16 protein-coding genes and 3 tRNA genes are annotated in these 17,469 nt (G+C 53.9%); 10 read left to right on the top strand and 9 right to left on the bottom strand.

The genetic code is table 11. The annotated features are described in order from the left end of the window. Positions 1 to 127: 127 nt before the first annotated feature. Complete coding sequence (gene sugE, locus ABGB15_RS19215; RefSeq protein WP_215723885.1) at positions 128 to 445, top strand: quaternary ammonium compound efflux SMR transporter SugE; 318 nt, start codon at positions 128 to 130, stop codon at positions 443 to 445. Here sugE and ABGB15_RS19210 read toward each other — a convergent pair. Together ABGB15_RS19210 and blaACT are read right to left on the bottom strand one after the other, a co-directional pair. Further along, positions 442 to 972: a lipocalin family protein gene (locus ABGB15_RS19210; protein ID WP_215723884.1), complete on the bottom strand. Its 531-nt coding sequence runs from the start codon at positions 970 to 972 to the stop codon at positions 442 to 444. The two genes, sugE and ABGB15_RS19210, sit on opposite strands and share 4 nt — an antisense overlap. 158 nt (positions 973 to 1,130) lie before the next feature. Further along, entirely contained in the window at positions 1,131 to 2,276 is a 1,146-nt protein-coding gene (gene blaACT / locus ABGB15_RS19205) for an ACT family cephalosporin-hydrolyzing class C beta-lactamase (protein ID WP_215723883.1), read from the bottom strand. A 132-nt stretch (positions 2,277 to 2,408) separates the two neighbouring features. Between blaACT and ampR the strand changes: the two genes are divergently transcribed. Then, a complete protein-coding gene (gene ampR, locus ABGB15_RS19200; RefSeq protein ID WP_215723882.1) occupies positions 2,409 to 3,284 on the top strand; it encodes a LysR family transcriptional regulator AmpR in 876 nt (291 codons plus the stop codon). Positions 3,285 to 3,313: 29 nt separating this feature from the next. Here ampR and frdD read toward each other — a convergent pair whose 3' ends face one another. From frdD to frdA, 4 genes are read right to left on the bottom strand one after another with little or no spacing between them, the layout of a single operon-like run. Beyond that, positions 3,314 to 3,673: a fumarate reductase subunit FrdD gene (gene frdD, locus ABGB15_RS19195; RefSeq protein WP_013095272.1), complete on the bottom strand. Its 360-nt coding sequence runs from the start codon at positions 3,671 to 3,673 to the stop codon at positions 3,314 to 3,316. Positions 3,674 to 3,683: 10 nt separating this feature from the next. After that, complete coding sequence (gene frdC, locus ABGB15_RS19190) at positions 3,684 to 4,079, bottom strand: fumarate reductase subunit FrdC (RefSeq protein ID WP_152084458.1); 396 nt, start codon at positions 4,077 to 4,079, stop codon at positions 3,684 to 3,686. 10 nt (positions 4,080 to 4,089) lie between these two features. Beyond that, on the bottom strand, positions 4,090 to 4,824 hold the full coding sequence (gene frdB / locus ABGB15_RS19185; protein WP_152083181.1) for a fumarate reductase iron-sulfur protein: 735 nt from the start codon (positions 4,822 to 4,824) through the stop codon (positions 4,090 to 4,092). Continuing rightward, complete coding sequence (gene frdA, locus ABGB15_RS19180; protein WP_152083182.1) at positions 4,817 to 6,607, bottom strand: fumarate reductase (quinol) flavoprotein subunit; 1,791 nt, start codon at positions 6,605 to 6,607, stop codon at positions 4,817 to 4,819. The genes frdB and frdA overlap by 8 nt, the downstream gene beginning before the upstream one ends. A 309-nt stretch (positions 6,608 to 6,916) precedes the next feature. On the opposite strand from frdA, the gene epmA reads away from it, so the two are divergent. The 4 genes from epmA (at position 6,917) to ABGB15_RS19160 (ending at position 10,709) form a co-directional block, all read left to right on the top strand. Further along, positions 6,917 to 7,894 (top strand): elongation factor P--(R)-beta-lysine ligase, encoded by a 978-nt coding sequence (gene epmA, locus ABGB15_RS19175; protein ID WP_152083183.1) that lies wholly within the window; start codon positions 6,917 to 6,919, stop codon positions 7,892 to 7,894. Positions 7,895 to 8,091: 197 nt separating this feature from the next. Beyond that, entirely contained in the window at positions 8,092 to 9,594 is a 1,503-nt protein-coding gene (gene yjeM, locus ABGB15_RS19170; RefSeq protein WP_152083184.1) for a glutamate/gamma-aminobutyrate family transporter YjeM, read from the top strand. A gap of 90 nt (positions 9,595 to 9,684) precedes the next feature. Further along, entirely contained in the window at positions 9,685 to 10,395 is a 711-nt protein-coding gene (locus ABGB15_RS19165; RefSeq protein ID WP_152083185.1) for a hypothetical protein, read from the top strand. After that, entirely contained in the window at positions 10,395 to 10,709 is a 315-nt protein-coding gene (locus tag ABGB15_RS19160; protein WP_369064264.1) for a YjeO family protein, read from the top strand. Before ABGB15_RS19165 ends, ABGB15_RS19160 begins: the two co-directional genes overlap by 1 nt. 52 nt (positions 10,710 to 10,761) lie before the next feature. Here ABGB15_RS19160 and mscM read toward each other — a convergent pair whose 3' ends face one another. The 3 genes from mscM to rsgA all read right to left on the bottom strand — a co-directional run bounded on the left by mscM (position 10,762) and on the right by rsgA (position 16,224). Then, positions 10,762 to 14,085 carry a miniconductance mechanosensitive channel MscM gene (mscM, locus tag ABGB15_RS19155; RefSeq protein WP_152083187.1) on the bottom strand — a complete coding sequence of 1,108 codons (3,324 nt, stop codon included), beginning with the start codon at positions 14,083 to 14,085 and terminating at the stop codon, positions 10,762 to 10,764. 19 nt (positions 14,086 to 14,104) lie between these two features. After that, positions 14,105 to 15,073 (bottom strand): archaetidylserine decarboxylase, encoded by a 969-nt coding sequence (gene asd, locus ABGB15_RS19150; protein WP_215723881.1) that lies wholly within the window; start codon positions 15,071 to 15,073, stop codon positions 14,105 to 14,107. Between the two features lie 98 nt (positions 15,074 to 15,171). Next, on the bottom strand, positions 15,172 to 16,224 hold the full coding sequence (gene rsgA, locus ABGB15_RS19145; protein ID WP_168927637.1) for a small ribosomal subunit biogenesis GTPase RsgA: 1,053 nt from the start codon (positions 16,222 to 16,224) through the stop codon (positions 15,172 to 15,174). A gap of 107 nt (positions 16,225 to 16,331) precedes the next feature. On the opposite strand from rsgA, the gene orn reads away from it, so the two are divergent. The 4 genes from orn to ABGB15_RS19125 all read left to right on the top strand — a co-directional run bounded on the left by orn (position 16,332) and on the right by ABGB15_RS19125 (position 17,363). Then, a complete protein-coding gene (gene orn / locus ABGB15_RS19140) occupies positions 16,332 to 16,877 on the top strand; it encodes an oligoribonuclease (protein WP_215723880.1) in 546 nt (181 codons plus the stop codon). A 186-nt stretch (positions 16,878 to 17,063) separates the two neighbouring features. Then, positions 17,064 to 17,139 (top strand) — tRNA-Gly (locus tag ABGB15_RS19135). Between the two features lie 36 nt (positions 17,140 to 17,175). Continuing rightward, positions 17,176 to 17,251 (top strand) — tRNA-Gly (locus tag ABGB15_RS19130). Positions 17,252 to 17,287: 36 nt separating this feature from the next. Then, a tRNA-Gly gene (locus tag ABGB15_RS19125) sits at positions 17,288 to 17,363 on the top strand. Positions 17,364 to 17,469 lie beyond the last annotated feature (106 nt).

The raw sequence follows: 17,469 nt of genomic DNA, 5'->3' as shown, positions 1-17,469 counted from the left end.
AAAAGGATTGAAAAAAAATCGCACGCTAACCAAAATATGACCCGTGATCTCTGCCTTGCGGGACGACCCGTAAGCGCTTCTTTCATCGGGGACGGCCCCAACTTGCATTTAAGTTAAGGAGCCTGCTATGTCCTGGATTGTTCTATTTATTGCCGGTCTGCTCGAAGTGGTATGGGCAATTGGTCTGAAGTATACCCACGGTTTTACCCGCCTGACGCCCAGTGTCATTACCATTACGGCGATGATTGTGAGTATCGTCCTGTTGTCATGGGCGATGCGTTCCCTGCCCGTGGGGACAGCGTATGCCGTCTGGACGGGAATTGGCGCGGTGGGTGCAGCGATTACGGGCATTTTGTTGCTGGGAGAGTCAGCGAGTCTGGCGCGTATCGTCAGCCTCGCGTTAATTGTGGCGGGGATTATTGGGTTGAAGCTCAGTACGCATTAATGCGGTTGTTCAACCCAGATTAATTTCGACACATCGAACCCCTGACGGGTCGCCACGTCCAGCATTTGCTGTTTCATTTCGGGTGAAATGGTCGGCGTGCGGGAGAGAATCCACAGATAGTTGCGATTCGGCCCACAGACCAGCGCGTGGCGATACTCCCGGTCCAGGGCAATGACGTTATAACCGCCATAGAACGGCCCAATAAACGAGACTTTCAGTGCGGCCCTGCTCGGGTCGCCGGTAAAGTACGCTTTACCCGTTGACTGCTGCCACATCTCACGATCAGGGTTATAGCCACGATTGATGACCTGAATACCACCGTCATCCATCGAGCTGTAATTTGCTGTGACTTTCTCTAAACCCCGTTCGAACCGATGGTCCAGGCGGGCGATCTCATACCATGTTCCGAGGAAGCGTTGGGCGTCGAAATGACTGACGACGGTCACGCCAGGAGGCGGGGTAGGGGAACTGCAGGCCACCACTAAAAACGCGGCTGTCACTGCGGCGATAACAGGCAGAATGCGCATAGGTGTTTCCTTACTGTTTTTTGTTAAGTGTAGATGACAGCAGGAAAAAAGCGGAGCAATGTGCGGGATGTTTCGCCGGGTGGCGCTGCGCTTACCCGGCCAACACAACGCATGGACCTCGTAGGCCGGGTAAGGCGAAGCCGCCACCCGGCAGGGTTTTACTGCAGAGCGCTCAAAATACGGTAAGCCGTTTCCACCCGCGCCGGGTTCGGATAGCTTTTATTTGCCAGCATTACGATGCCGATTTGCTTTTCAGGGATAAAGGCCACGTAGCTGCCAAAGCCGCCCGTTGAACCCGTTTTATGCACCCAGGATGCTTTTACCGGTGGTGCTGGCGGATTCACTTCTACTGCAGGCAACGGTGCAAGTGCCACCTTATTGTCGCTGCCATCGACCACTGTTTTGGCGTTAACAGGCCAGTTAAGCATCTCCCAGCCCAGCCCCTGATACATGGAACCCACGCGCCAGTAGCGCGACTGCGCGAGGGTAATACCCTGCTTCAGCGAAGCATCCTGAAGGGTGTCAGGTCGCATATTAACCCTTACCCATTCCGCCATATCTTCCACGTTGGTTTTAACGCCATAGGCTTCTGCATCGAGCATACCCGGCGAAACGTGGACGGCTTTACCTTCACGATAACCCCAGGCGTAGTGCGGCTCTTCTGCTTTCGGGACGTTAATCCAGGTATGATTCAGCTTTAGCGGCTTAAAGACTCGCTCCGTCATAGCCTGCTCAAAGCGCATGCCGGAAGGTTTAACCGCAAGTGCACCAAAGAGACCGATGCTGGCGTTTGCATACAAGCGAGTGGTGCCTGGCTTCCACTGTGGCTGCCAGTTTTGATAGAAGCGCAGCAGAGAAGCGTTATCCGTTACCTCATCCGGAACCTGCAAGGGCAGGCCACCGGCGGTGTAAGTCGCCAGGTCCAGCAGACGAATGCCCTGCCACTGTCCGCTCGTCAGTTCAGGCCAGTATTTTGTTGCCGGATCGTTCAGCGAAATCTCGCCACGAGCAACGGCATCGCCACCCAGTACCCCGGTGAAAGTTTTGCTGACAGAACCCACCTCAAACAACGTTTGTGGTGTGACGGGTTTGTTCGCAGCGACATCGGCTTTGCCGAAGGTGAAATAGTGCGGCTGACCCTGATAAATCACGGCTACCGCCATACCCGGAATGGCCTGCGCTTTCATCAGGGGCGAAATGGTACGTTCCACCACCTCAGCTAGCTGTTTTTCTGACATCGGCGCGGCGAACACAGAACATGAGGTGCTGAGCAGCAGGGCACAGCAAAGGGATTTTTTCATCATCAGTTATCTTCCGTAATAGAGAGTCAAAGGTGTGTCCGGGCCCGTCAGACACACGTAGTCTGTTCAATTTGACTGTCGCTGACAAACGGTTAAATTTAGCATTAGATGTTAATTTTTCTAACGGATGTGGCAATGACGCGCAGTTATCTCCCGCTTAATTCGCTTCGTGCTTTCGAGGCGGCTGCAAGGCACCTCAGTTTTACGCACGCTGCCATAGAGCTGAATGTAACCCATTCCGCCATCAGCCAGCACGTTAAGGCGCTGGAGCAGCATCTGAATTGTCAGCTGTTTGTCCGCGTGTCGCGCGGGCTGATGTTGACAACAGAAGGTGAAAATTTGCTGCCGGTACTGAACGATTCGTTCGATCGGATCGCCGGAATGCTGGATCGCTTTGCCAGTCATCGCGCTCTGGAAAAGCTGAAAATTGGCGTGGTGGGGACCTTTGCCACAGGCGTTTTATTTTCGCTGCTGGATGATTTCCGTCGCGGCTATCCGCATATTGATCTTCATCTTTCGACCCATAACAATCGCGTTGATCCGGCGGCTGAAGGGCTGGATTATACGATCCGCTACGGTGGCGGAGCGTGGCATGGAACCGATGCTGAATTTCTTTGCCCTGCGCCGCTGGCCCCGCTTTGCTCGCCTGAGATCGCCGCCGGGCTAAAAACACCAGCCGATATCCTGAAGTTTACGCTGCTGCGTTCCTATCGACGCGATGAATGGTCTGCGTGGATGCAGGCAGCGGGTGAACATCCTCCGTCACCGATGCATCGGGTGATGGTATTTGATTCGTCCGTCACTATGCTCGAAGCTGCGCAGGCTGGCGTGGGGATTGCCATCGCGCCTGTGGATATGTTTACTCATCTGCTTAACAACGAACGCATTGTGCAGCCATTCACGACGCAAATTGACCTCGGCAGTTACTGGCTGACAAGACTGCAGTCACGGGCGGAAACTCCCGCGATGCGTGAGTTTTCACAGTGGCTGGTGGGGAAAATGCAGAAGTAAAAAACCCGCCGGGTGGCGGGTTTGATTAATCAGATGGTCACCACGGCGATCAGCGTCACCACGGTCAGGATCGTCGCCAGACCGTAGAACACCCATTTACCGCTCGGTACATGGATTTTCAGATCGTGCATCGCGTGGTGAATGCGGTGCAGTCCGCACCACAGCGGCAGGACGATCATCAGGAAGATGAACACGCGGCCAATAAAGCTGCCCGCAAACGCCAGCACGCGCTCGTAGCTCAGCGCATCACCCGGAAACAGCCCCAGCGGCAACATAATGCCAACCAGCAGGATAATCACCGGCGCAATAATAGCGCTCCACATACCGCCTGCGCCAAACAGGCCCCAGAAGACCGGCTCGTCAGAACGTTTTGGATTTGGATTGATCACAGTAGTCTCCTTACCAGAACAGTGCGATAAACAGGATGACCACGGTGACAATGGCCGTCACTCCCCAGAGCCCTTTGATGATTGGCTCTGGCCCCATTTTCTCGCTTTTTACAATGATGTTCGCCGCTTTTGGAGCCAGTTCAAACCAGGTTTTGGTATGAAGCAGTGCCGCCGCAAGCACGATCAGGTTCAGGATCACAATGATCGGGTTTTGCAGAAAACCGACAAAACTGGCCCAGGTTTCAGGGCCGTGTTTGAGGGCAAAAACACCGTACAGTAGCTCAAGGCTGAACCAGACAGCCGGAACCGCAGTGCCTTCACGCAGCATATAGAAGCGATAAAACGGCAGTTTTTTCCACCAGGTGGACGGCATCGGCCGCACATAGGCTTTGCGTTTAGTCGTCATCATGCACTCCTTAGCGTGGTTTCAGGGTAGCGATAAGAAAGTCTTTCGAGCTTTCCACTTTACCCTGCTGAATAGCAGCGGCCGGGTCGACGTGCTTCGGACAGACTTCGGAGCAGTAACCCACAAAAGTACAGCTCCAGACGCCGTTCTGGCTGTTAAGCTGCGCCATACGTTCTTTTTTGCCGTGGTCGCGGCTGTCCTCGTTATAGCGGTGTGCCAGGGTAATGGCGGCCGGACCGATGAACTCCGGATTCAGGCCAAACTGTGGGCACGCGGCATAACACAGCCCGCAGTTGATGCAGCCGGAAAACTGGTGGTACTTCGCCATCTGCGCAGGTGTCTGGGTGTTTGGCCCCTGCTCCGGTGTGCGCGGGTTGCCAATGATGTAAGGCTTAATCGCTTCCAGGCTTTCGATAAAGTGGGTCATATCGACCACCAGATCGCGCTCGATCGGGAAGTTACCCAGTGCTTCAACCTTGAGGCCTTTGGTGTAATCGCGCAGGAAGGTTTTACACGCCAGTTTCGGCACTTTGTTGACCATCATGCCGCAGGAGCCGCAGATTGCCATGCGGCAAGACCAGCGGTAGCTGAGATCTGGTGCCAGGTTGTCTTTGATGTAGCCGAGCGCATCCAGCAGAGAGGTTTGCTCGTCATAAGGGACTTCATAGAAAGCGCTGTGCGGTGCGGTGTCTACTTCCGGGTTGTAGCGCACCACTTCAACTTTCAGTTTTTGCATCTCAGCCATTCGCCTTCTCCTTCTTCTCGGCGGCTTCTGCTTCTGCACCGTACACGCGTTTAGCCGGTGGCAGCGTGGTGATTTTCACGTCGCTGTAGTCCAGACGTGTGGTGCCATCCGCGTCGCGCCAGGCGAGGGTGTGTTTCAGGAAATTGACGTCGTCACGTTCGGTGCAGCCTTCATCCAGACGCTGGTGCGCCCCGCGTGACTCTTTGCGCGCCAGCGCAGAGTGCGCCATACATTCCGCCACGTTCAGGCCATGACCCAGCTCGATGGTATAGAGCAGATCGGTATTGAAGACGCTGGAGGTGTCGGTGATGCGCACGCGCTTAAAGCGCTCCTGCAGCTCCGCCAGCTTGTCGACGGTTTTCTGCATCAGCTCTGGGGTGCGGTAAATACCGCAGCCTTCTTCCATCGACAGGCCCATTTCGTCGCGGATTTTCGACCAGTTTTCGTTGCCTTCCTGGTTCACCAGATCTTTCAGGCGCTTTTCGACGTCCGTGACCTGTGCATCCAGCGCGGCGCTGTTGGCTTCGCCCGCGGTTGCTGCTCGCTCCATTGCGCGCTCGCCCGCCATACGGCCAAAGACCACCAGCTCAGCCAGTGAGTTCGAACCCAGACGGTTCGCACCGTGTAAGCCCACGGAGGAGCACTCGCCCACGGCAAAAAGCCCTTTAATGCGGGTTTCGCACTGCTGATCGGTTTCAATCCCGCCCATGGTGTAGTGCGCCGTTGGACGCACCGGAATCGGCTCTTTCACCGGATCGACGCCCACGTAGGCTTTCGCCAGTTCACAGATGAACGGCAGACGCTCCAGCAGTTTCTTCTCGCCCAGATGACGCAGATCGAGGTGGACCACGTCGCCGCGCGGTGTAGAGATCGTGTTGCCCTTGCGCCACTCGTGCCAGAAGGCCTGAGACACTTTGTCGCGTGGGCCGAGTTCCATATATTTGTTCTTCGGTTCACCGAGCGGGGTTTCCGGGCCCATGCCGTAATCCTGCAAATAACGGTAACCGTTTTTGTTAACCAGAATACCGCCTTCACCGCGGCAGCCTTCCGTCATCAGAATGCCGGAGCCCGGCAGGCCGGTTGGGTGATACTGCACGAACTCCATATCGCGCAGCGGCACGCCGTGGCTGAGCGCCATGCCCATGCCGTCGCCGGTGACGATGCCGCCATTGGTGTTATAACGATAAACACGGCCCGCACCGCCCGTAGCCATCACCACCGCATTCGCGCGGATCTGGACAAGCGTGCCTTCCATCATGTTCATCGCCACCAGACCACGCGCATGTCCGTCATCAACCAGAATGTCGAGGACGAAATGTTCGTCAAAGCGTTGAATTTGCGGGAACTGTAGGGAGGTCTGGAAGAGGGTATGCAGCATGTGGAAGCCGGTTTTATCGGCGGCGAACCAGGTGCGTTCGATCTTCATCCCGCCGAAGCGGCGAACGTTGACGCTGCCATCCGGACGACGGCTCCACGGACATCCCCACTGCTCAAGCTGGGTCATTTCCGTAGGGCAATGATGCACGAAGTAGTCAACGACATCCTGCTCGCAAAGCCAGTCGCCCCCTGCAACCGTGTCGTGGAAATGGTATTCGAAGCTGTCATGATCCTGCGCGACGGCGGCGGACCCTCCTTCTGCGGCAACCGTATGGCTGCGCATGGGATAGACTTTTGAAATCAGTGCGATTTTAGCGTTTGGATTGGCTTGCGCGGCAGCAATTGCAGCACGTAATCCAGCTCCGCCAGCGCCTATTACGGCAAGATCGGCATGAAAAGTTTGCACGACATTCCTCCAGATTTTTGTTTTTCCGCAACGCGTGAACTAAAGGTAGCTCACCTGTCCGAACGGACGATTGCGAAAGCGATTCCACTGCTCCTTTATGGGTAAAACAGTATAACCGTATGGATGTGAGGGAAATTTGACGTGTTCGATTTTTTTGCTGTTATGTGCGGTGATTTATCATCGTGATTGATGAATTTCGTCACGTTATTTTTCTGCGTAATGAAAAGGGCGCTTTTACTGCGCAAAATTTGTCTCCGCCCCGGCTTACGAGTAGACTTCGTGCCCTTGTCTGAAATCGGAGAAACACTCATGAGCGAAACGGCCACCTGGCAGCCGAGCGCATCCATCCCAAACCTGTTAAAACGCGCAGCAATTATGGCGGAGATCCGCCGCTTCTTTGCCGATCGCGGCGTCCTGGAGGTGGAAACCCCGTGCATGAGTCAGGCAACGGTAACGGATATTCATCTGGTCCCGTTTGAAACCCGTTTTGTTGGTCCTGGCCACTCTCAGGGCATGAACCTGTATCTGATGACCAGCCCGGAATACCACATGAAGCGCCTGCTGGCGGCGGGATGTGGCCCGGTGTATCAGCTGTGCCGTAGCTTCCGTAATGAAGAGATGGGGCGGCATCATAATCCGGAATTCACCATGCTGGAGTGGTATCGTCCGCATTACGACATGTACCGTCTGATGAACGAGGTGGACGATCTGCTGCAGCAGGTGCTGGATTGCTCTGAGGCTGAAACGCTTTCCTACCAGCAGGCGTTCCAGCGCCATCTGGAGATCGATCCTCTTTCCGCGGATAAAACCCAACTGCGTGAGGTGGCGGCTAAGCTGGATCTGAGCAACGTGGCGGATACCGAAGAAGACCGCGACACACTGCTGCAACTGCTGTTCACCTTTGGCGTAGAGCCGCAGATTGGCAAAGATCGCCCGACATTTGTCTATCACTTCCCGGCAAGCCAGGCGTCGCTGGCGGAGATCAGTACCGAAGATCATCGTGTGGCAGAACGTTTTGAGGTCTATTACAAAGGGATTGAACTGGCGAATGGCTTCCATGAACTGACCGACGCGCGCGAACAGCAGCAGCGTTTCGAGCAGGATAACCGCAAACGCAATGCGCGCGGTTTGCCGCAGCAGCCGATTGACACAAACCTTCTTGAGGCGCTCAAAGCAGGTCTGCCGGATTGCTCCGGCGTGGCGCTGGGTGTGGATCGTCTGGTGATGCTGGCGCTGGGCGCTGAACAGCTTGGCGATGTGATTGCCTTTACGGTCGATCGCGCCTAAAAAGATGCCGGGTGGCGCTGCGCTTACCCGGCCTACGCTCCCTGTGGCAACCTTCCTTTCCATTTCCGCACAACAACATTAAAAACTGCCACTTTCTCTATACACAGGTCAATTTCTTAATTTGACCCGTATAGCCACAATTTTTGTCTGGTCATCTGATAACATCCGCGCAGTTTATTTCTCCTTCGGATGGTTACATGTCCCACTCAATTAAAAAAATGACCCTGACCGGGCTCATTCTGATGATCTTCACATCAGTCTTTGGTTTTGCGAACAGCCCGTCTGCGTTCTACCTGATGGGGTATAGCGCAACGCCGTTCTACATTGTCTCTGCTCTGTTCTTCTTTATCCCGTTTGCGCTGATGATGGCTGAAATGGGCTCGGCCTATCGTAAAGAAGAGGGCGGCATCTACTCCTGGATGAACAACAGCGTTGGCCCACGTTATGCCTTTATCGGCACATTCATGTGGTTCTCCTCTTACGTCGTCTGGATGGTCAGTACCGCTGCTAAAGTCTGGGTGCCGTTCTCGACGTTTCTGTTCGGCACCGATAAAACGCAGGTCTGGTCGCTGGCTGGCCTGAGTTCCACGCAGGTGGTCGGTATTCTGGCGGTCTGCTGGATGGTGGTGGTGACGCTGGTGGCATCTAAAGGCATCAACAAAATCGCCCGCATTACGGCGGTGGGGGGGATTGCCGTCATGTGTCTGAACCTGGTGCTGTTACTGGTGAGCATTGCAATCCTGTGCCTGAATGGCGGGCATTTCGCCCAGGAGGTGAATTTTGTTTCGTCGCCTAATCCGGGTTATCAGTCCGGCCTCGCTATGCTCTCGTTCGTGGTGTTTGCTATTTTTGCCTACGGTGGCATTGAGGCGGTGGGTGGCCTCGTCGACAAGACCGAAAACCCGGAAAAGAACTTCGCCAAAGGCATTATTTTCGCTGCGATCGTGATCTCCATTGGCTACTCGCTGGCGATTTTCCTGTGGGGTGTCAGCACCAACTGGCAGCAGGTTCTGAGTAACAACACCACAAACCTCGGCAACATCACCTATGTACTGATGAAAAGCCTGGGCATGACGCTTGGTCAGGCAATGCACCTGACGCCTGACGCAGCCACCACGATGGGGATCTGGTTTGCGCGCATTACCGGGTTGTCTATGTTCCTCGCCTATACCGGGGCGTTCTTCACACTGATTTACTCGCCGCTGAAAGCGATTATTCAGGGCACGCCAAAAGCGCTGTGGCCCTCACGCATGACGCAGTTGAATACTGCCGGTATGCCTGCCAACGCGATGTGGATGCAGTGCCTGCTGGTGTGCGTGTTCATTCTGCTGGTGTCATTTGGTGGCGATACCGCGTCGGCGTTTTATAACAAACTGACCCTGATGGCGAACGTATCAATGACGCTGCCTTATCTGTTCCTGACGCTGGCGTTCCCGTTCTTTAAGGCGAAGCAGGATCTTGAGCGCCCGTTTGTGATTTTCAAAACTCGTACCGCAACGCTGCTGGCGACCACCGTTGTGGTGCTGGTGGTGGCGTTTGCCAATATCTTTACCGTTATCCAGCCAGTGATTGAGGCGAATGACTGGAACAGCGCACTGTGGATGGTCGGCGGCCCGATCTTCTTCTCGCTGCTGGCGATGGGGATTTATGAGAATTACCGCCGTCGGGCGGCAGAATCGCGCGAGTGGGCCGCGGAATAATAGTTGGGCTGTAAGTGATATCACCCGATACTTTCGGGTGATATGGGTGTGATGACGAGTGCGTTAAGTATAAAAAATGGATTTGAGTTCATGAATGAAACGCTGCTTTTTTGTAAGGTTGATGAATATGGATTCCCACACTGGGATGGCTTTGACGCTTTTCGTTGGTATATGATCCCCACCGATTGGAACTTTATGACGGGTGACGCATATTTATGGATTTATAAGAGTGCATGGCTTATATATCATAAGAATATGATTAAGCAGTATGCAAAAGAAGCAGAGATTCCTGTGCTGTTGCTTGCTGGTGTTGCAGTATCAGAGGTAGGCGGAATGCCGGAAAGATTCAAAGGAACAGGTGTTCTACAAGCCAGGCAGGTCATAGACGAGGTATTACACAAAAAGAATAAATACTCAAATAAAACCTCAGTTGGATCTATCGCTATACAGCTTGGTGTCGCTGCGCAAACTTTGGGTATTGATCCTGAATCTCTGGACCATTTTCAACAGTATAGACTTGCTCAATGTTTATTAAACAACGGCTTCAATATTCGAATAGTCGCCTTCCATTTACGTGACTTAATTCTGTACGATAATCCTGGGATCAATACTGCTACTCTTACCGATGAACAAATTATACTTGCTGGTTCACGTTATAATCGAGGGATACAGAGAAATGCAAGCAATATAACTAATTCTATTCATGATAAGATAGGATCTCCAACACGAGAATACAGCGAGTATGGTCGCCGAATTATTGAAAAAAAGCAGACTATAATGAAAATACTGGAGAGCGAGTAATGTCCTGGAAAGTTTTCACGCTAAGTTTTTTATGGTTCATTGCCTCTCTGTTCTGGATTGTATTCTGCTCTGTTCAGGATAAAGAGTGGTGGATAGGTCAAGGTGATATAAAAAATATTTGCGATCTGATGAACTATATTGAAAATGATGACATCCGTGATGTAGGGATCTTTTATTCTCTCCCTGTATTTTTCCCGGCAATATATGCCATTGTTATTAAAAGGAAACGATATTGGTTTCTTTATCTGATAACTCTTTTTATCAGTGCGTATTGGTTATGGCAATTTTTTATTCGCTATCAATTCTGTCTGTAGCCATTATCATCGCGAGAAACACCAGCCATAACTGATGGCCGGTGTGTGTGGATTACAAACTCCCTGCCGGGCGCGTTCGCGCTGCTGACGTCAGTGTTCTTCCCGTTTTACGCCCGTCCAGCGTTTCCAGACGCATCTGGAACGGTGGGAACGGCATATCGATACCGTGTTCACGGAAGCCTGCCAGAATTAACTGGTGGATCTCATGGCGCAGCGGCATACGGTGTCCCATTTCGGCAGCGTAGATACGCAATTCGAAAATCTGTATCCCTTGCTGCAAATCGACGAGGAAGACTTCCGGTGCCGGGTTGTCGATCACCAGCGAGCAGCGTTCCGCCGCGGTGTACAGGATCTGCGTCACCTCTTCGCTGTTGGCATCGGACGGGGCTGGTACGGTCAGTACCACACGCGTGACGGAGTCAGACAACGACCAGTTGATAAACTGCTCGGTGATAAATGCCTTATTCGGCACAATGATCTCTTTGCGGTCCCAGTCGCTGATCGTTGTTGCTCGGGTGTTGATTTTGGTGATACTGCCGGTCAGATCGCGGATCGTCACCGTGTCGCCAATACGAATCGGTTTTTCAAACAGGATGATCAGGCCGGAGATAAAGTTGGCGAAGATCTCCTGTAAACCAAAACCTAATCCCACACCGAGTGCGGCAACCAGCCACTGCAGTTTCGACCACTCAATGCCAATCATCGAGAAGCCTACAAGCCCGCCAAAGAACATGATCAGATACTTGGTAATGGTCGTAATGGCATAACCTGTGCCGGGCGTTAAATCCAGGTGCTGAAGCAGCGCCAGCTCAAGCAGTGCCGGGAAGTTACGTACCAGTTGCGTCGTGATAATCAGTACCAGAATTGCAATCAGCACCGCCCCTAATGTGATCGGCTCCAGGCTTTCTACGCCCTGCACCGTAGAGGTCACATCCCACAGGGAGATGTTCTCCAGGAAGCCAAACGCAGAGTGAATCTCTGACCACAGGAAAATCACGGACAACAGCGCAATCAGCATCAGTATTGAACGCACCAGACGCAAGGACTGGGTACTGATCGCATCAAGATCCAGCTCAACGTCATCTGCCTCTGTCGTTCCTTCGGTGCTGTTGGTGTGGTGGGACTCCTCTTCACCCCGCGCACGCTGGGCAAGAATTTCTGCCCGACGGTGCTTGGCGCGGTCGAAGGCCAGACGCCGCCGCTGGATCAGCATCCAGCGGCGGATAATGTGATAAACCACAAGCAGCAGGAACCAGATGGCTACCGAGGTTTCGAGCCGCGCGAGCAGCGCCTGCGCGGTGGCAAGATAACCGACCGCTGCAGCCAGCATCGCCGCCAGAGGTGCGCTGAGCAGCAAGTTCCACAGCAGACGGTTGAACATGTTCTCGCCGCCGCCTGTTTTATCGAGGTAAAGGGGAATACCGGCTCGTTTCAGGCTTAGCGTCACCATTGCTAATGCTCCGCAAATGAGCATAAAGCAGAGCCGGCCTAAGGAGCCGGAAAATTCACGGTCGTTGAGATTATCGAACATGATCAGCGCCATAATCAGCGGCACAATAAGCCCGATGCTCATCAGGTAATAACGCATCGCCCGCGCAACGCGGTTACGCGGCCAGCCAAAGTGGGCGATAAACAGGCCATTGGGACGGGCGAACGTTGCGCATATCATTACTACCCACAGCAGCGGCACAGTGGCCGTTACGCCATCGCCAATCGCCACTGCAAGGGGATAAGGCCAGGCTTCACGCAGGCCGTAACCCAGCGTCATCCACAGCACTGGCAGCGGCGAGGCGACGAGAATCGACCAGAACACGGTACGTAGCGTAAGCCAGAAGTGATCCTGGGTCACTTTTCCCACGCGGGCGCTGGAACGCTCAAGGAAACGGGTAAAGTGCCTGCGTGAATAGATACTGAAGCCAACCAGAATTATCGCGCCGAGCAGCGGGAAGATGGTCTCTTTGCTGGTCAACATCATGATGCTGGCCTGGCCTAACTGGCTGAAGGTATCCAGTGAAATCAGGCGGCGCAGATCCTGCACTATCTCGATCGGCCAGGAGAAAGTCATTGGACGCACATCGGACGTCCAGAACAGGTAGCGGTGTGTCGCCTCGTTCACCTCTTTCAGCGCATCTTCCAGCTGGCTGTTGGAGACTTTCAGCTTGGTCAGCTCAAGGATCAGCGTATCGCCGCCCTGCAACAGGGAGTTCAGCAGCTCGCGCTGAGTACGCAACTGGGCTTCCAGAATACGGTTTTGCTCGCTGGTGAGCGGTTGTCCGTCCGCCTGGCGAAGCTGGCGGATTTGCGGCTGCTTGTTAAGCAAGTCCTCAAAATGCAGGCGCTGGACGCGTAACTGGGCCATCTCGGTATCAAGCTGTTGCGGCTTTGGCATCTCCGGCAGGCGAGCAACCTGCGCGCGCAGTGCCTCGCCGAGCAGGTTCGATGAACCCAGCCACTGTGACTGCTCGCGCAGCGTGTTGAGTGCCTGACGGACCTGCAGAGTCTGGCTGGTCGCCTGACGCTGTTGCGACGCGACCAGATCCATACGCTGTGCCTGCTGATTCAGCGCGGCAGAAAGTTCGCGGTTGACCTTAAACTGATCGACAATCCCGACAGGCAGGTTAGCGCTGTTTTCCGCCAGCAGTTCGGTACTTTCCAGCGCACGCTCCGCTTCGCGCTGACGCTGGCTGTTCAGCTGGTTTCGCAGAGCCTGCAGGTAAGCATCAAGCTGCTGACTCTGCTTCTGCGCCAGCTCGGCGCGCATGCGCGACAGCTCCTGACGGTTATTGGCAGACAACTGCGCCAGCTCCAGCTCATCGACCAGCGCTTTGAGTCTGGCGGATTCGGCCTGCAGCCCAAGATTTTGTGCCTGGCTTTGTGGGGTATTGCCGGATTGCGTGCCGACGCGACGTTCAACGTCATTTAACTGTCGTCGGGCGTCGGTTTGCTGCTGCGGAAGCTGACTGAGCGAGTCGGCAATTTCACGTGCGCGCTCCTGCTCCTGCTGCGCCAGGCGGCTCTTTTCCAGAAGTTGACTGCTGACCTGCAGGATCTCCTGATTCAGCGCGTCAGACGTCATTCCCACAGGCACGTCGCGCGGCTCATCGCGCAGGTTATTAAGCTGCGAACGCAGCGTTTGTGAGAGTTTAGGGAAGTTGTCGATAACCTGCTGATATTGCTGAGCACGTTCAAGAGAACCTTTACGTTCCTCAAGCGCATTCAGTGCGGACTGGAGCGACTCGACCGTCTCTGGCTGAGCGGGTTTTGCCGCTTTTGCCTGCTCCAGTTCCTGGGTTATCTGTTTGGCGTCGGGGGCTGTCGCCGCGTACGCCCCCATGCTGAGGCACCAGGCCATCAGTAATACGATAATCGGGCGCACGTCAGCGATCCTTCTGTTGTTAGCCTTCGTCTTTCTTGTCGTCTACCAGCGGGCTGGCATCGTGCTCGGCTTTGATCTCTTCTTCCGCCAGCGGCGCAGGTTCTGCGTCTGGTGTTACGAAGGTTTCAGTAGAGATCGCCAGCGGTTGGCCCAGCTTAGTGACGGAAAGGCTCTCCAGCTGTTCCACCAGGTTCACTTTACCCGGAGCAAACAGGTTAATGACGGTAGAGCCCAGCTTGAAGCGACCCATCTCCTGACCTTTCAGCAGAGCCACAGAGCCTTCCGCTTCGCCTTCAGGCCATGTCCAGCGCTTGATCACGCCTTCGCGTGGTGGCGTGATGGTTCCCGCCCAGACGGTTTCGATACTGCCTACAATGGTAGCACCCACCAGAATCTGTGCCATTGGGCCAAATTCAGTATCAAAGAGGCAGATGACGCGCTCGTTACGGGCAAACAGGTTTGGGACGTTTTGCGCGGTGAGGTGGTTCACGGAGAACAGGTCACCTGGCACGTAAATCATCTCGCGCAGGATGCCGTTGCATGGCATATGTACACGGTGATAGTCGCGCGGAGAGAGGTAGGTCGTGGCGAACGAACCGTTACGGAACCGATCGGCCATCAGGTAGTTACCTGCCAGCAGTGCTTCCAGGCTGTAGTTGTGGCCTTTCGCCTGCAGAATTTTATCGTCTTCGATTTTTCCCAACTGGCTGATTACGCCATCGGCAGGCATGACCAGCACGTTTGGGTCGGTATTTAGTGGGCGTACTTCGTCGCGCAGCGGACGCACGAAGAATTCATTGAAAGTGCGATAGCTGGCGGTATCTGGCTTCTGCGCTTCTTTCATGTCGACCTTGTAATATTTCACGAAAAGGTCGATGACAAGTTTGGTCAGCCAGCCAGCTCGTTTGCTCGCGCCCCAGCCCGCCAGGCGAGTGAGCCACAGTTTTGGCAGAATGTATTGAAGCGAAAGTTTAAATGAGTTTAACAAGGTAGCCTCCAGGCCATTGTTTTGTCGTTCCTGATCCGGCATTTAGCCGCCGGAACCTGAAAAAAGGGGGACGATTTTAGCGATGCTTAGCTTAGTTGTCAGTCTTCAGAATCAGAAAAGTTTTTACGCGTTTTTACCTGATCCATGCTCTCAAGAATGCGGTGATAGTTTTCAAAACGGGTTTCCGCAATTTCACCGTTTTCCACCGCCTCGCGAATGGCACAGCCTGGGTCATTATCGTGTTTGCAGTCGCGATATTTGCAAGCACCTAAATAATCATGGAATTCGACAAATCCGTTGAAGATTTGTTCCGGCTCAAGGTGCCACAAACCAAATTCACGCACTCCTGGTGAGTCAATCACGTCGCCACCATGCGGGAAATGATACAGACGCGAGGCGGTCGTGGTGTGCTGGCCCAGGCCAGAAACATCAGACACATCGTTGGTCAGGATCGCTTGCTGGAGGCCGAGAAGATTATTCAGCAGGCTCGATTTCCCGACGCCAGACTGACCCGCAAAAATGCTGATGCGATCGGTGAGCGCCTCTTCTAACGGCTTCAGACCATCTTTGGTGTGGCTGGAAACCATTAAAACGCGATAACCAATGTTACGGTAGATATCCATCTGTTCGTTCACGAAAGCCAGGCCTTCGTCATCCAGCAGATCGATTTTATTCAGTACGATAATTGGCTCAACCTGCAGGGTTTCGCAGGCTACCAGGTAACGGTCGATAATATTGAGCGACAGCTCAGGTAAAATCGCCGACACAATCACAATCTGGTTGATATTGGCGGCAATCGGTTTTACGCCGTCGTAGAAATCAGGGCGGGTCAGCACCGACGTGCGTTCATGAACCGCTTCGACAATGCCTTTAACCGTGACACCTTCCGCCGCCTCTTTACCCGGCCGCCACACGACGCGGTCACCGGTCACCAGTGAACGGATGGTGCGACGGATATTGCAACGGTGGATCTTACCGTCGGCGGATTCCACGTCGGCATGCATTCCAAAGCGGCTGATGACCACGCCCTCTGTTGCTTCGCCAAACAGGTTGTCGTCGTAATCCGGCTTCTCCGTAGTGGTTTTAAGACGGCGCTGGTGATTAGCATTCACACGGCGCTGCTGCCCTTTGGAGAGTTTATTTTTACTCAATCGCGCTGGCTCCTGGTCGCCCGTAACGGGCAAAACCTCTATGATACACTCTAATTAATACTAGTTAACCTGCTACTGCCGGTTATGCGAGAAGGGTGGAAAATAACATGAGCGCGGACGAAAACAACCTGATTTGGATCGATCTTGAAATGACCGGGCTGGACCCCGAGCGCGATCGCATTATTGAAATTGCAACGCTGGTGACCGATGCAAACCTGAATATTCTGGCTGAAGGGCCAACCATTGCGGTACATCAGTCTGACGATCAGCTTGCGTTGATGGATGAGTGGAACGTGCGTACCCACACAGGCAGCGGGCTGGTGGAGCGCGTGAAGGCCAGCACCCAGGGCGACCGCCAGGCAGAGCTGGCGACTCTTGAGTTTCTGAAACAGTGGGTTCCGGCGGGTAAATCCCCTATCTGCGGGAACAGCATTGGTCAGGATCGCCGCTTCCTGTTTAAGTACATGCCGGAGCTGGAGTCTTATTTCCACTACCGCTATCTGGATGTCAGCACCCTGAAAGAGCTGGCGCGCCGCTGGAAACCTGAAATCCTCGACGGCTTTAAAAAGCAGGGGACGCACCAGGCTATGGATGACATTCGTGAGTCCGTGGCAGAGCTGGCGTACTACCGCGAAAACTTTATTAAGCTGTGATTTTTGCGACCCGGCACCTTGCGTGACCGGGTTTTTGTCGTTAAATTGTGCAGCTTGCCGATTAAATAAGCACTTGAACGTATTTTCAAAAAAATCGCTTTAAGGGGGGTTGCAGCTAAACGGATTTCTCGTATAATGCGCCTCCCGTAACGACAGAGAATTACACGTTACGGCAGCAACAAATTTGCGGGAATAGCTCAGTTGGTAGAGCACGACCTTGCCAAGGTCGGGGTCGCGAGTTCGAGTCTCGTTTCCCGCTCCAAAATTTGAAAGTGCCTCCAAAGCACAGACCACCCAAGCGGGAATAGCTCAGTTGGTAGAGCACGACCTTGCCAAGGTCGGGGTCGCGAGTTCGAGTCTCGTTTCCCGCTCCAAAATTTGAAAGTGCTTCCAAAGCACAGACCACCCAAGCGGGAATAGCTCAGTTGGTAGAGCACGACCTTGCCAAGGTCGGGGTCGCGAGTTCGAGTCTCGTTTCCCGCTCCAGATTCTTCTTTATATCCAAACTATCCACAGCGAAAAGATGCGCTGGGGACGTTTTCCGTTGCCTCCGAAATACTCTTGTAAACAGAGTTATCCACAGAAACTATGC

This window comes from Enterobacter sp. MALB-1 (assembly GCF_041021625.1).
GTDB classification, from domain to species: Bacteria; Pseudomonadota; Gammaproteobacteria; order Enterobacterales; family Enterobacteriaceae; genus Enterobacter; species Enterobacter oligotrophicus.
This window is presented reverse-complemented; position numbering and strand designations above follow the sequence as displayed.

Bases quoted from the DNA above. Each gene is read 5' to 3' on its own strand.
- sugE (WP_215723885.1), top strand. From the start codon at position 128: ATGTCCTGGATTGTTCTATTTATTGCCGGTCTGCTCGAAGTGGTATGG.
- ABGB15_RS19210 (WP_215723884.1), bottom strand. From the start codon at position 972: ATGCGCATTCTGCCTGTTATCGCCGCAGTGACAGCCGCGTTTTTAGTG.
- blaACT (WP_215723883.1), bottom strand. From the start codon at position 2,276: ATGATGAAAAAATCCCTTTGCTGTGCCCTGCTGCTCAGCACCTCATGT.
- ampR (WP_215723882.1), top strand. From the start codon at position 2,409: ATGACGCGCAGTTATCTCCCGCTTAATTCGCTTCGTGCTTTCGAGGCG.
- frdC (WP_152084458.1), bottom strand. From the start codon at position 4,079: ATGACGACTAAACGCAAAGCCTATGTGCGGCCGATGCCGTCCACCTGG.
- frdB (WP_152083181.1), bottom strand. From the start codon at position 4,824: ATGGCTGAGATGCAAAAACTGAAAGTTGAAGTGGTGCGCTACAACCCG.
- epmA (WP_152083183.1), top strand. From the start codon at position 6,917: ATGAGCGAAACGGCCACCTGGCAGCCGAGCGCATCCATCCCAAACCTG.
- yjeM (WP_152083184.1), top strand. From the start codon at position 8,092: ATGTCCCACTCAATTAAAAAAATGACCCTGACCGGGCTCATTCTGATG.
- ABGB15_RS19165 (WP_152083185.1), top strand. From the start codon at position 9,685: ATGAATGAAACGCTGCTTTTTTGTAAGGTTGATGAATATGGATTCCCA.
- ABGB15_RS19160 (WP_369064264.1), top strand. From the start codon at position 10,395: ATGTCCTGGAAAGTTTTCACGCTAAGTTTTTTATGGTTCATTGCCTCT.
- orn (WP_215723880.1), top strand. From the start codon at position 16,332: ATGAGCGCGGACGAAAACAACCTGATTTGGATCGATCTTGAAATGACC.